The 14615-nt window shown below is 70.8% G+C and carries 10 protein-coding genes, 1 tRNA gene and 1 rRNA gene; 3 read left to right on the top strand and 9 right to left on the bottom strand.

The window, feature by feature from the left end:
- Positions 1-51 precede the first annotated feature (51 nt).
- The 6 genes from H036_RS0119250 to H036_RS0119225 form a co-directional block, all read right to left on the bottom strand.
- Positions 52-2748 (bottom strand): FtsX-like permease family protein, encoded by a 2697-nt coding sequence (locus tag H036_RS0119250; protein WP_026146177.1) that lies wholly within the window; start codon positions 2746-2748, stop codon positions 52-54.
- The gene (locus H036_RS23800) at positions 2745-5909 is read right to left on the bottom strand and encodes an FtsX-like permease family protein (protein ID WP_017936443.1); all 3165 of its coding nucleotides are present in this window, start codon (positions 5907-5909) and stop codon (positions 2745-2747) included. The genes H036_RS0119250 and H036_RS23800 overlap by 4 nt, the downstream gene beginning before the upstream one ends.
- 12 nt (positions 5910-5921) lie before the next feature.
- On the bottom strand, positions 5922-6608 hold the full coding sequence (locus tag H036_RS0119240; protein ID WP_017936442.1) for an ABC transporter ATP-binding protein: 687 nt from the start codon (positions 6606-6608) through the stop codon (positions 5922-5924).
- Positions 6605-7570: an ABC transporter ATP-binding protein gene (locus H036_RS0119235; RefSeq protein ID WP_017936441.1), complete on the bottom strand. Its 966-nt coding sequence runs from the start codon at positions 7568-7570 to the stop codon at positions 6605-6607. The genes H036_RS0119240 and H036_RS0119235 overlap by 4 nt, the downstream gene beginning before the upstream one ends.
- Before the next feature lie 105 nt (positions 7571-7675).
- On the bottom strand, positions 7676-7822 hold the full coding sequence (locus H036_RS25565) for a hypothetical protein (RefSeq protein WP_017936440.1): 147 nt from the start codon (positions 7820-7822) through the stop codon (positions 7676-7678).
- 237 nt (positions 7823-8059) lie between these two features.
- Positions 8060-8842: a sigma-70 family RNA polymerase sigma factor gene (locus H036_RS0119225; protein WP_232421915.1), complete on the bottom strand. Its 783-nt coding sequence runs from the start codon at positions 8840-8842 to the stop codon at positions 8060-8062.
- A 187-nt stretch (positions 8843-9029) separates the two neighbouring features.
- Between H036_RS0119225 and H036_RS0119220 the strand changes: the two genes are divergently transcribed.
- Positions 9030-9698: a response regulator transcription factor gene (locus H036_RS0119220; RefSeq protein WP_017936438.1), complete on the top strand. Its 669-nt coding sequence runs from the start codon at positions 9030-9032 to the stop codon at positions 9696-9698.
- A gap of 119 nt (positions 9699-9817) precedes the next feature.
- Here H036_RS0119220 and H036_RS0119215 read toward each other — a convergent pair.
- The 3 genes from H036_RS0119215 to H036_RS23795 all read right to left on the bottom strand — a co-directional run bounded on the left by H036_RS0119215 (position 9818) and on the right by H036_RS23795 (position 12469).
- Positions 9818-9891, bottom strand: a tRNA-Ile gene (locus H036_RS0119215).
- A gap of 59 nt (positions 9892-9950) precedes the next feature.
- Positions 9951-10916 carry an aldo/keto reductase gene (locus H036_RS0119210; protein WP_017936437.1) on the bottom strand — a complete coding sequence of 322 codons (966 nt, stop codon included), beginning with the start codon at positions 10914-10916 and terminating at the stop codon, positions 9951-9953.
- A gap of 29 nt (positions 10917-10945) precedes the next feature.
- Positions 10946-12469 (bottom strand): serine/threonine-protein kinase, encoded by a 1524-nt coding sequence (locus tag H036_RS23795; RefSeq protein WP_157417656.1) that lies wholly within the window; start codon positions 12467-12469, stop codon positions 10946-10948.
- Between the two features lie 141 nt (positions 12470-12610).
- Here H036_RS23795 and tyrS point away from each other — a divergent pair, with 141 nt between their 5' ends.
- Both tyrS and H036_RS0119195 read left to right on the top strand, forming a co-directional pair.
- Positions 12611-13897, top strand: a complete 1287-nt coding sequence (tyrS, locus tag H036_RS0119200) for a tyrosine--tRNA ligase (protein WP_017936435.1) — start codon at positions 12611-12613, stop codon at positions 13895-13897.
- Positions 13898-14483: 586 nt separating this feature from the next.
- Positions 14484-14615: ribosomal RNA gene (locus H036_RS0119195) — 16S ribosomal RNA — on the top strand; the annotation flags it as partial.

Genomic DNA, 14615 nt, shown 5'->3' with positions numbered 1-14615 from the left:
CCCCGGGGGCGGTGAACTCCTGGCGTTCTATGCCCGCCGCCACGTGGGCGGTCAGCTGCGGAGGAGCAGCGCCAGGTTGCGCCGGCGGAGGCGACGCCACTCGCCGAGCGCGACGACCAGTGCGCTCAGCACCACCACACCGACCATGAGCGGGATCCACCAGGGAACGACGATCCGAGGCGTTTGGGTCTGGCCGGTGATCTGCTCCAGCGAGAGCGATCCGAAGGTCGCGACAACGCATCCGAGGCCCAGCGCGAGGCCGGCCACCGCGGCGAGCACGACCGTCGTCACCAGCTCGCCGGCCAGCACCTTGCGGAGGTCGGCATCGGCCAGACCCAGCGCGCGCAACCGCCCGAGTGCCTGTCCTCGGGCGGGGGCCTCGGCCGCCGCGGCGAGAACCACCGCGAGGATCGCGAAGATCAGCAGAGGCATGGATGAGGCTGCCGCAAGCCGCACCAGCGCGGAGGCGAGCGGTGCGTGGCGGCGGGCGTCCAACTCGTCGGCGTAGGTGGCGACGGACCGGGTGGATCCGGCGGTGCCGCTGCTCGCCGTCAGCGCCTTCGCCGCCCCGGGGCCGACCGCCCACACGGTGTTTGGCGCCGCGACCGCTCCGGCGGCGGCGAAGACCTGGGTGTCCACCAGCACGACCGGCTCGATCGAGGCGTCGACTCGTGGTGCGGTGCCGACGACGTCGAGGGGAACTTCGATGTTGCGCCAGCGCAGGACCGGGCTGTCGCGAAGTGCCGCACCGCCTCCGAGCAGGAGCGCCGGCACCTGGCCTGCGTCGCCGGCGTGGAGGCGCGCGAGCTGGGGAGCATCGGGCAGCGCGCTGCGCGCGAGCAGCCGTCGGTACGCCGTGGCGTCGACAACGACGAGCCGGACCGCCGTCGCGCTCTGCTGGGAGACGAGCTGGACGTCGTCCGCCACCCGCCCGGTAGCGGCCGCTTGCACGCCTGACTCGGCGTTCAGCTGGCGGGCCGTCGTCACCAGATCGGTGTCCGGAGCGGTCGTGAGCCGAGCGTCGCCGCCCACGGCCAGCAGCGCCCCGACCTCCTGGCCATGCTGCTCGGTCGCTGCCAGGGCGATGCCGAAGGTGAGTTGTGCGACCGCCACCGAGACCGCGAGCAGCGGCAGCACCCGAGCCGCCGTGCGACTGAGTCGTGCCGCGACGAGGAGCCCCACGCCGTCGGTCGAGCGTCGAGCAGCGCGCAGGCTCAGCCGCAGTGCAGGTGCCACGAGCCGTGCACCGATCAGGGTCCCGGCAACGGCACATGCCGTGGCCGCGCCCGCCGCCGTGAGGTTCGACCAGCCGCTGTGCTGCACGAGACCGCGCTGTCGCAGTGCGGCGAGGCACAGCACGGCCGCGGCAAGTACGGCGATCTCCACCGTCAGCCTCCGCATCCGTCGAGCGCGGTCGAGGGTGCGCCGTGCGGACCGATTCGCCGGGACCCGCCGCAGGCTCGTCGCCCGCGCGGCGAGGACTGCACCCTGCACCGGAGCTGCTAGGGCGGCGACGGCCAGGACCGGCAGGCACCATGTCCACCCGGCACCGCCGGCGAGCAGACGCGCCGTTGCGAGTCCGAGCGCCGTACCGATGGCTGCGACGAGAACGGCTTCGATGAAGAGCTCGCCGGCGATGTCGAGCAGGGAGGCGCCGCGCTCGCGGGCGATGGTCACCGAATCACTGCGCCGGCTCACCAGCAGCCGCGCGGCGAGCGCGAGGACGAGCAGCGCAGTGGCGATCAGTCCGACGAGGATGACCTGGGCCTGGCCCTGGGCCGCGGTGATGCGGGCGCGCGCGTCGGCCAGCACCTGACCGAGCGAGCTGTCCCAGGAGAGTCCGTCCCCCGACTTGTCCGGTGATACCTGCAGATGCGCGAACTCCCGCGCGAGCGTGTCGGACTCGTGCCAGCGCACGTGCGAGGCTCGGGTCGCGTAGGTGATGTGCTGGGCGAGATCGTCGGAGGGTACGGCGAGGCGCAGGTCCGGCAGCGACTCGGCCGAGACCAGCGCGCCTCCCGTGATCTGCTCGACGCCTTGCGAGACGCTTCGAACCGGGCCCAGCAGCTCGGTCCGGAGCTGCCAGGTCGCCTCCCGCGGCCGGACGGGGGAGAAGACGCCGCTGATCCGGACCCGGATCGGCCGGTGGCGATCGTCCTCGGCCGTCAGGTGGTCGCCCGGCTTGACGCCGAGCGCTCGGGCGACCGCTCGGGAGACGGCGACCTGGACGGGCCAGGGGGCGGCATCGGGCTTGATCGAGACCTCGGGATGGTGTGGGCCCGCGCTGGATCCGGGCGGCCCGCCGGCGAGGTAGGTCACCGCGGGGGATCCCGTCGGTGTGTCGGCATAGGTCAGCTGGAGGTAGCGGCCCGGATCGCCTACCAGCAGGTGTAGTGCCGGGGTGGTGACCGTCGTGACTCCCGGTTGGAGGATCGTGGCGAGCCGCGGCGGGATCTGGGCTCGGGCGCTGGCGGCGACTCCGCGCAGCTCGTCGGCCGAGCGCGGGTCGCGGGTCGTGGCAAGGAGTCCGTCCGCGTCGCGTGGCAAGGTGGCGACGACGGCGGCATCGAGCCCGGCATCGCGAACCGCTGCGACGGTAGCGCGATCTGCTGCCCGATCGCTGACCGGCAGGACCGCGGCGGTCAGCACGGCTGTCAGCGCGACCACCAGCCCCATCAGAACCAGAAGTGCGGCATCGCTGCGCAGCCGACCGACGATGGTCGGCCCGTGCCACCGTGGCAGCATCATCCGGCCTCCCCGGTCCGCTGCTGAGCGGGCCCGGACCGACGGACGTACGTCGCCGTGAGGGCGGTCGCGACCGCCAGCGCGCCGACGATGGACCCACCGATGAGCAACAGCTCGGCTCCCCACGGCCAGGCCGCGACCGCAGCCGGCACCGGGGTGCCGCCGACCTCGGAGCGGATCAGCCGGGGACCTAGTGCCGCTGACGTCACCCCACCCACGACCGCGCCGATGACCAGCAGGGGAAGGAGGAAGGCGGTGTTCTCGGCAAGGAGCAGCCGCCGCGCATCGCGGGAGCCCATTCCCAGGGCCCGCAGCCGGAACACCTCCACCGAGCGCCGCTGACGGTCGCTCGCCAGCAACAGGCCCACACCGAGCAGGAGCATGAGCACAGCGACGACCACGAGGGCGACCAGCGCGATCGGCAGGGCGACTCGCAGCGGACCCGTGGCGAGCCGGGCGGCCACGTCGCTCCTGGTCGTGACCTCGCCGACCCCGAGCTGGTTCGCGGCAAGAACGCTCGCCGGCGACGGATCGGCGATCCACCACGCGTCGTAGCCCGGGTCGAGATCACCGGCGTTCACCAGCGCCCGGGTGAGCAGGTCGCTGTCGGCGAGCAGGGCCGCCTGGCCCGGAGCTGACGGGATGTCGGGCACGATCGCCGCCACCCGCAGCGTGATGGCCGTGCCGTTCATGATCCCGGCCAGCCGCGACCCGAGCCGGGCGCCGACGGCGTGGACCAGATCCTGCGAGACGGCGACGGGCACGTCGGGAGCCGACGGGATGGCAGTGACGAGGAGGGTGTTGCTCGAGTAGCCGAAGTAGGTGAGGTTCGCGGTGGCCGTCGTACGCACCACCGTGTCGGTGCCGACGGAGGTGACGGCGACGTCGGTGCCCGACAGGAGGCCGCCGTCGTCGACGGGCGCCGGCGCGACGCGCCACGGGTGCCGTGCCGCGCTCGTGGCAGTCCCGGGGATCCGCAACGAGACGGCGACCTTCGCAGAGGTCGGAGCGCCGGGCCCGGTGAGTCCCAGCCGTACGCCGACCAACCGCTGGCCCGCGCCGATCGTGCCGAGCCAGGTGGCACGGTGCGTCCGCCCATCCATGGGGATGGAGTCGGCACTGACCGAGCTTCGGATGCCCGCCGCGTCCTGGAGGACGGCGGTCGTGCTCACCTGCAGCCCCGCCCGTGCGGGTGCCGTCGCCTCGATGTCGATGCCGGCGCCATCGACGGGCAACGCGACGCCGTGCACCACGCTGGACGGCGTGAGACGGGCTCCAACCGTGGCCCACGTCGCCCCGTCGTCCAGCCGCCCACGGAGCAGGGTGGCCGCGTGGGCGGTGTCCACCGCGACGATGACGGGTGCCACGCCGGCCGGGCCGACAAGGCTCCCCAGCGTCAGCGGCCGCGTGATGGCGGGGGAGACCGTGCTGCCCAGCGAGCCCCGCGCAGCCGCGGTTTCGACGGCCGCCGTCGCTTGCTGGCCTGCCGTCGCGGCGGGCACGAGCGTCAGGTCGGTACCGGCAAGCAGCGCCGCCTGGTCGTCCTGCGACCGCTCCCACGTCGTGTGCAGCCCGAGCGCGAAGGACCCCGCCGCGACGGCGGCGGCGATCGCCACCATGGCGGTGCCCGTGTGCGGGCGGCGAGCGGCCTGCTGCGCAGCCAGCGGGAGGATCAGGCTCCGAGAGCGCGTGCCCACGCGGGCAGCGGCGCCCAGCGCGGCTGGCACCAGCCGGACCGCCAACATCGTCACCGCGGCCAGGAACAGCACCGGCGCTGCCGTCAGGATGACGTCGCCTTCGCCTCCGGCAGCGGGCTGCGAGCGCAGCTGCCACCAGCAGACCACCGTCACGATCAGCAGGAGGAGGTCGATGCTGCCGCGGACCCCCGCACGGTGGCGGGCGCCCCGATCGGTTGCGGTGCCGGTGTCCAGGGCGGTCAACGCCAGAGCGAGAGCGAGCAGCAGGCTGCTGGCCACGACACTCTCGATCAGGGCCGGTGTCATGGTCGGTGGCTGGGCAAGTCCTGCGGCGCGCGGGCCGGGAAGGTGGGTGAGCGAAGCATGGGTGATCGCCGCGGCCGGGACCGCCAGCACCGCGGCTGCCGCCGCGAGCAGGACCGCCTCCATCAGCGCCAGGGCCAGCTGCTGGTGCCGGCTGAGGCCGAGCGCGACGAGCAGGGCGCGCTCGTCGTCGCGACGCGAGGCGACGAGCCAGCCGGCCAGCAGCGCGGCCGCCACCGAGAGCGCCGCGCCGAGCAGCACGACCACGAGAACCGTCGAACGGGTGGTGGCCTGTTGCGCGTGGATGCGCTCAAGGGTCTGCGGAAGCTGCGAGGCGACCCGGGTGATCTGCACCCGGTCGCCGACGCCGGAGGTGAGGAGGGCGGAGGCTCGGCCGAGACCCTGGGCTGCGTCCATCAGCGTGGCGGGCTGGGCCAGCGCGAGTGTCGGATGTGCGGTGACGCGCAACCCACCGACGAAGGACCCGCTCGCGCGGAAGGCCGCGTCGCTGACCACGAACGGTCCGTACGCCGGCGGCGACGTCGTTCCGTGACTCCACGCGGGCGTGTAGCCCTGCCCCGACAGTGGGTCGGTATCCCAGCTGGGGCCGGGACGTGGCTGGAAGGTCCCGACGATCACGACGAGCACGGGCCTGCCCACGCCGGTGACGTCGAGCTCCTGGCCCAGCGTCACCGTGTCACCGAGGTGGAGACCGAGGAGTTGCGCGGCCACGGCTGGAACCACAGCTTCAGGCCGTGCTCCCGATGTCGGGGTGGGCCAGCGACCCGACGTCAGCACAGCACGCTTCGTGAACTCGTCGTCGGTGGCCAGGTAGGCGAGCCGGTTGCCGTTCAGCCGGCGCATCGGGCCGAATGCGCTGCTGGTGACGGTCGGACGCATCGGTGCGAGGACGTCGGCAACGACGCGCTGAGCACGCGTCCGCGCGTCTTCGAGCTCGCTGCCGGGGAGCTCCACGAGATAGGCCGTGACGTCCACGTCGGCGGGCTGCGCCCGCTCGACCTCGGCGTGGAAGCCGCGCTGCTGGGTGGCGGTCAGCAACAGCGTGCAGACGCCCACCAGGCAGGCGGCTACGGCGATCAGCCCGACGACGGCGGCGAGCATGCCGCTCTGCACGCGGGCACGGCGCAGCGCCAGGGTCAGCATCTCGGCGTCATCTCAGCCGTCGAGCCGTCCGTCGGCGATCGTGAGGACCCGGTCGGCGAGCGACATCATCACCGGGTCATGGGTCGCCACGACGGCGGCGACGCCCTCGGAGTCGACGATCGCACGCAACAGCGCCATCACGGACAGACCCGTCTCCGCGTCGAGCTGACCGGTCGGCTCGTCGGCGAGGAGCAGGCGCGGCGACCCGGCCAGGGCGCGAGCGATCGCGACCCGCTGCTGCTGGCCGCCGGACAGCTCCGCCGGCCGTTGCCGCGCATGGTCGCGCAATCCCACGAGCTCGAGCAGCAGGGCGACGCGCTGCTCGCGCTGCGCCACAGGGGTACGTCGCATGCGCAGAGGTATGCCGACGTTCTCGCTCGCTGTGAGGGCGGGTATGAGACCGAACGTCTGGAACACGTAGGAGATCGTCTCGCGGCGGAGCCGGCTGAGCCCCTGGTCGTCCAGGGCGGTGATGTCGGTGCCGACGACCCGCAGCGTGCCGCCGTCCGGCTTGTCGAGGCCGCCGAGCAGGTTGAGCAGGGTGGTCTTGCCCGACCCGGACCGGCCGGCAACGGCCACCATCTCCCCGGGACGGACGTCGAAGGAGACCTCGCGCAGTGCGTGCATCGTCGTGGGACCGGACCCGTAGGTGCGTCGGAGCCCGCGCGCGGCGACGATCGGCTCGTCGGTGTGGTTCACGCGTCCTCGCCGTCGTCACCCTTGTCCGGGCCGTTGTCAGAGCCGTCGCCGGAGTCGTTGTCAGAGCGGATCTCGACGTGGTCCGCTTCCAGCGCCAGGCGCACCCGACGGGTCAGTGCCAGCGCTTCGCGGAACTCTCGCGGCACCTGCACCCGCCCTGCGCGGTCCATGACGGCGTACTCCTCGGCGACACCGGGCGTATCACCCGAGGCTGCGCGACGCAGGGTCTCGCTACTGGTCCGGCCGTCGCGGATCGCGACGGTGCGCGGCACCTGGCCGCTCACGGACACGTCGTGGGTGACGACGATGACCGTGGCGCCGAGCGCGCGGTTCGCTGTGCGGAGTGCGGCGAACACCTCCGCGGCGGTCTCGCTGTCCAGCTCGCCTGTCGGTTCGTCAGCCAACAGGACGCGCGGCTGATTGGCCAGGGCGACCGCGATCGCGACCCGCTGCTGCTGGCCGCCGGACATCTCGTGCGGTCGACGGTCGGCGCAGTCCGCGACTCCGAGGGTCTCCAGCACCGTGCCGACGCGCGTACGACGCTCTTTGCGAGCCACCCCGGCGATCGTCATCGGCAGGTCGACCACCTGCCGCGCTGTCAGGTACGGCACCAGGTTGCGCGCCGACTGTTGCCGCACGAACCCCACCACGTGGCGGCGATAGCGCACCCGGTCGGATCGCCGCATGTCCACGAGGTCGTGCCCCGCCACGCGCGCCCGTCCGGCTGTCGGCGCATCGACGCCTGCGAGGACCTGCAGCAGTGTCGACTTCCCGGATCCCGAAGCGCCCACGAGCGCGACCATCTCGCGCTCGTGCACCAGGAGATCGAGCCCCTGGAGGGCCTGCACCTCGACACCCTCGGTCTGATAGATCCGCACCAGGTTGTCGCAGACGACCAGCGCGTCATGCCCGAAGTCAGCCTCGCGGTGTGCGGCGGCCGGAAGCGTCAGCTCACCTGCCATGTGTTCCTCCCGTCGGCTGCCGCGCGTGATCCTAGCCACATCGTCGGGTCGTCGTACCGCCGAGCACCCGCCAGTATCTTCCTCTCACGCAGCGACCGACGGCCTTCAGGCGAGGCTGGCGAAGAGATCCTTGGACGCCTCGGCGCTGTCGATGCGGTCCCGATGGGCGACGAGCCGGAGTGCGACAGCGAGTGCATCGACTGTCTCAGGCGGGTCGTGACTCAGCACGGTGAGGCCCACGACGGGGGTCACTGGAGCGATTCGCCCGAACCACGATCGTCCGCGAGATCTCGGCCGAGCGTTGACTCGAAGCATCATCGGTGTGCGGGTGGCTGCTCTCGCAGGGGCGCTGCCTGCCAAGCCCGTGGGTCGCCTCGGACGGGGCTGCGGACCGACTCTTCCGTGCCCCGGCACCCGCTCTGACCGGTCGGGCCGGTTGCTGACAACACACGCGATGTCGCCGTCAAGTCGTGTGGGCCTCCCTAGCTCTCAGGCGGAGGTTGCGAGCTCCGGAGTGATGTCGATGTGCTCGCGCAGCTTCGTCAGCACTCGCTTGAGCAGCCGCGAGACCTGCATCTGCGTGACTCCGATCCGCTCACCGATCTCCTTCTGGGTCAGGTCCTCGATGAAGCGAAGCCGCACGATCAGCTGCTCCCGCTCGGTCAGCGTCCGCAGGGCCGGTGCCAACGTCAGCCGCGCTTCGCTCGCGGAGCGGTCGAGGTCATCGCCTGCCAACAGCTCACCCAGGCTCGCAGCGTCGGCCTCCTCGTTGACGGGAGAGTCGAGGGAGAGCGGCGTGAAGCAGCCCTTCAGCGACTGGGCTTCGCGTACTTCGGCCTCGGTCGCGCCAAGCGCGCGTGCCAGCTCCGCCGGATCGGCGGTCTCCTCGGCCATGCGGGTGATGCCGGCCTGGATCTCCTGCAGTCGGCGCGGCGGACGCACGGTCCATCCGCGGTCTCGGAAGTGGCGCTTGATCTCACCGCGGATGCTGGGGACCGCGTAGACCAGGAAGTCTTCGGCCAGCCTGCCGTCGAACTTCTGCGCTGCTCGTACCAGCGCGAGGTAGGCGACGCTCTCCAAGTCCTCGAGCGGGATACCACGGTTGGCGTACCTCGAAGCGATGCTGCGGGCCATCGACGCATTGATGACGATCACGTCATTGATCAACGCGGAGCGCTCCGCCCCGCTCGACGCAGCAGCCCGAGTGAGCAGCCGCGTGGTTTGCTGGCGCCGCACCTCTCGGGGCAGCTCGTTCATGAGCATCGAGTTCATCGTCATACCTGCGACAGTGCGCAGCGCGACGCCGCCTAAACGGCTACCGGACCACTTTCACCCCTCTGGGTGAGCTGCGGGTTTGCGCTGCACGCTCAGACACTGCCGCGATCGGGTTGGACGACGATGCCGTCTCACCCGTGTGCGCGGAGGACGTCGACGGCTCGAGGTGCGTAGGCTCGCGGCCATGCCCGACTCGCCTGCTCCGGTCCGTGTCGCCATCAACGACGACTATGAGATCGTCGTCGCCGGCGTCGCGGCGCTCCTGGCGCCGTACGCCGACCGGGTCGAGGTTGTCGAGCTCGACTCGAACAAGGCGACGGCCAGCAACGTCGACATCGTCCTCTACGACACGTTCGGCCAGGACCAGGGCCAGCGCATGGATGTCCGGAGTCTGGCGGTCACCGGGAAGCCGAAGGTCGTCGTCTTCAGCTGGAACCTCCAACCAGAGCTCATCGATGCTGCGATCGCGACCGGTGCGGCAGGCTACCTCTGGAAGGGGATGGCTACCGCCGACATGGTCGAGGCGCTCGAGAAGGTGCACGCGGGCGAGTCCGTCACCCCGCCCGAGGCCGCACGATCCGACCCCGCCGTCGGCGCGTGGCCCGGGAGAGAGTTCGGTCTCGCCGCCCGCGAGGCCGAGGTCGTCGCGCTGATCACCCAAGGGTTCACGAACCAGGAGATCGCCGACAAGGTCTACCTTTCCATCAACTCGGTCAAGACCTACATCCGCACCGCGTACCGCAAGATGGGCGTCCAGCGCCGGTCGCAGGCGGTGGCCTGGGGTCTGAGCCACGGGTTCGCGCCTGACCACGTCCGCACCGTCGACCCGAACCGGGAGCGCCAGCGGCGCTGAGGTCACGATGGTGCCGGCCCCGACCGTGCGGAAGAGCACGAGCAGGCCGGTTACTCGCGTGTTGCTCCCCGACGCAGATCTGGGGAGATGGACGAGTCCATCTCCCCAGATCAGGTGCGTAGGCCGTGCGGGGCTCGAACCCGCGACCCAAGGATTATGAGTCCTCTGCTCTAACCGACTGAGCTAACGGCCCGCCGGGACCCTATCGGGCGATCGCCCCCGGCGCAGCGGCGACGCGGGCGGAGGCCGCGGTCAGAACGCAATCGGCCGGGTCTGATAGCCCGCTGCGAGGGCGTCGTACTCCTCGGGCGTCAGCTCGAGATCGACAGCCGCGATGGCGTCCTCGAGGTGTGCGGGCTTGGTGACGCCGACGATCGGCGCGGTGACGACCGGGTTCGCCATCACCCAAGCCAGCGCCACCTGGGCCCGTGAGACACCGCGTACGGCGGCGATCCGGGCGACCGTCTCCACGATGCCCGGGTCGCTGTCCCGGTAGAGCGAGACGCTGCGGGGATCGGTCTCCTGGCGGGCGCTGCTCTGCTCCCAGTCGCGGGTGAGGCGACCGCGGGCGAGCGGGCTCCACGGGATCACGCCGACGCCCTGGTCCGCGCACAGCGGCAGCATCTCGCGCTCCTCCTCGCGGTAGAGCAGGTTGTACTGCGGCTGCATCGAGACGAACTTCGTCCAGCCGTGCAGCTCGGCGACGTGCTGGGCCTTGGCGAACTGCCATGCGTGCATCGTCGACGCACCGAGGTAGCGCGCCTTGCCGGCCCGGACTACGTCGTGCAGCGCCTCCATGGTCTCCTCGATCGGTACGTCGGGGTCCCAGCGGTGGATCTGGTAGAGGTCGACGTAGTCGGTGCCCAACCGGGTCAGCGAGGCGTCGATCTCGTGCAGGATCGCCTTGCGCGAGAGGCCGGCGCCGTACGGGCCGGGGCGCATCCGGTTGTAGACCTTGGTGGCGAGGACGACGTCCTCCCGCTTGGCGACCGACCACAGCGCGCGGCCGGTGAACTCCTCGCTGCTGCCGCCGGAGTAGACGTTGGCGGTGTCGACGGTGGTGATGCCCGCCTCCAGGGCCGCCCCGACGAACTGCTGGGCGGCCTTCTCGTCGAGGACCCACTCGAAGCCACCGCGAGCGGGGTCGCCCCAGCTCATCGAGCCGAGGATGACGGCGGAGACCTGGAGGCCGGTGTTGCCGAGCTTCACGTAGCGCATGTCAGCAACTCAACCGGATACGTGGCCGATCAGCTGGCGGAGATCAGATAGTGACCATCGTCGTAGACCAGCCTGAGCTGGACGTCCTCGGTGTGCTTGCCGGAGCCGCGCAGTGCGTACGTGTAGCGGTAGGAGACGCCGAGCGGGTCCAGCGACGGCAGCACGTCGGCGACCTTCTGGATCTTGCGCACCTTGCCCCAGAACCCCCTGTAGCCCTTCAGCCCACCACTGGCGCGCTGGTAGTCCGGGGTCAGCATCGAGAACCCCTTCACCGGGTCGCTGCTCGCCGCGGCCAGGTACGTCGCGACGAACGCGCGGACTCCGTCAGCGGTGGGAGCCCCTGCGGTCGAGACCGGAGCGGCGCTCGACGGGTCGCCGGAGGGCGTGGGGGCGCCGCGATGCGCGGCCGTGCCGCTGCCGCGGCTCCACGGATGGATCGCCAGCAGCGCCACGAGCAGCGCCGCCACCACCAGACCCCCCGTCACGGCCGGCCACAGCCAGCTCGTACGCCGCTGACGGCCGTGCTGAGGTCGTGCGCCGCGTCGCGCCGGGTTGGTCGGCCGAGCGGGCGCAGTAGCTGCCCGGCCGGCGGTCGCCGTCGTGGCAGCACGCGCAGCCGGGACCACCGTCGTCGATGCGGCCGCGGTCGGTCCGGTTCCCGCGGGGGCCGCTGAGGGATCGGCGGACGGTGCCGAGCTCGGTGGCGTGACGGGTGGCGTGACGGGCGGGGCGACGGCCGCTAGTGCGGGCAGCGTGCGCGTCGCCTCCGCCGATACGTGCCGCGCGGCGAGGAATGCCTGCACCTGCGCCAGGGACCACCGCCGGGCCGGGTCCTGAGTCATCGTGCCGGCGACCAGGGGCGCCAGCCAACCGGCGCGGTCCGTGCGCGGCGGCTCCTCGTGCACGATCCGGTAGAGCGTGCCCATCACGTTGTCGCCGATCTCGTACGGCGGCCTGCCGGCCACCGCATGGAACGCTGTCGCGCCCAGCGACCAGACGTCGCTCGCCGGACCGGCCGGGCTGCCGGCGGCCACCTCGGGTGCGAGGTAGGCGGGGGAGCCGGTGAGGAAGCCGGTCTGGGTCATGGTCGCGTCGAGGTCGTCGCTGCGAGCGATGCCGAAGTCGGCCAGCTTGGCCTCGCCGATCGGGTCCAGCAGGATGTTCGACGGCTTCACGTCACGGTGCACGATGCCGGCGGCGTGCGCGGCGCCCAACGCGTCGGCGACCTGGCGCAGCAGTGGGGCGGTCTGGTCAGGTGAGAGCGGACCCTCGGCCGTGACGCGGGCTGCCAGCGTGCTGCCCTCGACGTACTCCATCACCAGCCACTGGTCGTCGGCCTCGCTGACCAGGTCGTAGACGGCGACCACGTGGGGGTGACTGAGCCGGGCCGCGAGCCGGGCCTCACGCTCGGCCCTGGCACGGGAGGGACTGTTCGCCGGTGCGAGCCGCTTGAGCGCGACGGGACGGCCCAGCACCTCGTCGGTGCCGAGCCAGACGGCACCCATCCCGCCTCGCCCCAGCTCGCGCCCGAGCGCGTATCTGCCTGCGATCACGCTGCCGACTCTAAGACGCGGGCCCCGATCGACCGCTATGCCCGAGCCCCGGAACCGAATGGCCGCGCGCGGCTCCGATGCGGCACGCTTGGGGTGATGACCCGGCCGGCGAGCCTGGTCCACCCGTGAGAAAGGCCTGTCGTGTCCATCGATCCCACCCTCCTCGACGACCTCGAGTGGCGCGGCCTTGTCGCCGACTCGACGGACCGCGAAGCGCTGCGCGAAGCGCTGACCGCAGGGAGCGTGAAGTTCTACATCGGCTTCGACCCGACGGCGCCCAGCCTCCACATGGGAAATCTCCTGCAGATCATCACCGCGATGCGGCTGCAGCGGGCGGGGCACACGCCGTACGCCTTGGTCGGCGGCGCGACCGGCATGATCGGCGATCCGAGGGACTCCGGCGAGCGCACGCTGAACTCGCTCGACACCGTCAGGGAGTGGGTCGATCGCGTACGACGCCAGATCGAGCCGTTCCTCGCCTTCGAGGGAGACACCGGTTTCGAGGGCACCAACGGCGCGACCATGGTGAACAACTACGACTGGACGGCCTCGCTGTCGGTCATCGACTTCCTGCGCGACGTGGGCAAGCACTTCCCGGTCAACCGGATGCTGGCGCGCGACACGGTGCGCAAGCGCCTGGAGAGCGGGATCTCCTATACCGAGTTCTCCTACGTGCTGCTGCAGTCGATGGACTACCTCAACCTGTTCCGCGACCACGGCGTGACGCTGCAGTACGGCGGCTCGGACCAGTGGGGCAACATCACCGGCGGCGTCGAGCTGATCCGCCGAGCCGAGGGTGCGACGGTGCACGCGTTCACCACGCCGCTGGTCACCAAGAGCGACGGCACCAAGTACGGCAAGACCGAAGGTGGCGCGCTGTGGCTCGACCCGGAGATGATGTCGCCGTACGCCTTCCACCAGTTCTGGCTCAACGTCGAGGACGAGAAGGTCGGCGAGCTGCTGCGCATCTTCACCTTCCTCTCCCACCAGGAGATCGAGGAGCTCGAGCAGCAGACGGCCGAGAAGCCGTTCCTGCGCGCCGGGCAGAAGGCGCTCGCCGATCACATGACGACGCTGGTGCACGGTTCCCAGGAGACCGAGCAGGCCAGGGCCGCCGCCGCAGCGCTCTTCGGCGGGGGCGACCTGTCCGCCCTCTCCGGTACGACGCTCGCCGCGGCCCTGCGTGAGGCTGGCACCGTGAGTGTCGACCGCACCGACGGACTTGCTGTGGTGGACCTCCTCATCGCAGCCGGGCTGGCCACGAGCAGGGGAGAGGCCCGACGCACGATCGGCGAGGGTGGCGCGTACGTGAACAACGTCCGGGTCGACGACCCCGAGGCTGTCGTCCCCGATGACGATCTGGTCGACGGCACCTGGCTGGTGCTGCGCCGTGGCAAGAAGCGGTTCGCCGGCGTCGAGGTGCACTGAACGAGCACCTGCGTCCGTCGATTTGTGGTGGCGGCAGGGAGTGCGTACTGTTCTCCGAGTCGCCAGGGAGCGGCGGGGAGCAAGGCCCGAGAGGGTTCGGGCTCCCGGCCCCAGGTTGGCCACCTTCTTCGATCCTCCTTCGCCGGGTGGGTGTCTTGTGTCCAGTGGATGCGGGGCCGGATTCCCGGTGCTGGGGTGTGGGATAGGGGTGTGGAGAGTGAAGCGGTTATCGCGAAATTGCGGGATGCGGTTCGGTTCGGCTAAAGTGGTTATCACTGCGGCGGAAACGAAAAGCGCGAAACGCGAAATTGCGGAAAGCGAAGGTCTCCGGTAAGGTACCGCCAGGCGCAAAACGCCGGGTAGGATATTGCAAGCCCCGCAGGGGAGATGCTCGCAAGGGTGTTGATCCACGGTGCGCGTGTGATTCTTGAGAACTCAACAGTGTGTCATAGTCGACGAATTAGTTTGTTATGCCCCGTTACCTTCGGGTGATGGTTTTGACAATGAATTCTGGCAATATGTCAGGTTCTCTTGTTCAGGCATCTCTTTGTCCCGGCTGGCCTTTGGGTTGGTTGGGTTTTGTTTTTCTACGGAGAGTTTGATCCTGGCTCAGGACGAACGCTGGCGGCGTGCTTAACACATGCAAGTCGAGCGGAAAGGCCTTTCGGGGTACTCGAGCGGCGAACGGGTGAGTAACACGTGAGTAATCTGCCCTGCA

The sequence above is a fragment of the Nocardioides sp. Iso805N genome, assembly GCF_000364605.1.
In the GTDB taxonomy this organism is placed as follows: domain Bacteria; phylum Actinomycetota; class Actinomycetes; order Propionibacteriales; family Nocardioidaceae; genus Nocardioides.
The sequence above is the reverse complement of the archived record's forward strand: the minus strand, read 5'-3'. Positions and strand labels throughout refer to the sequence as shown.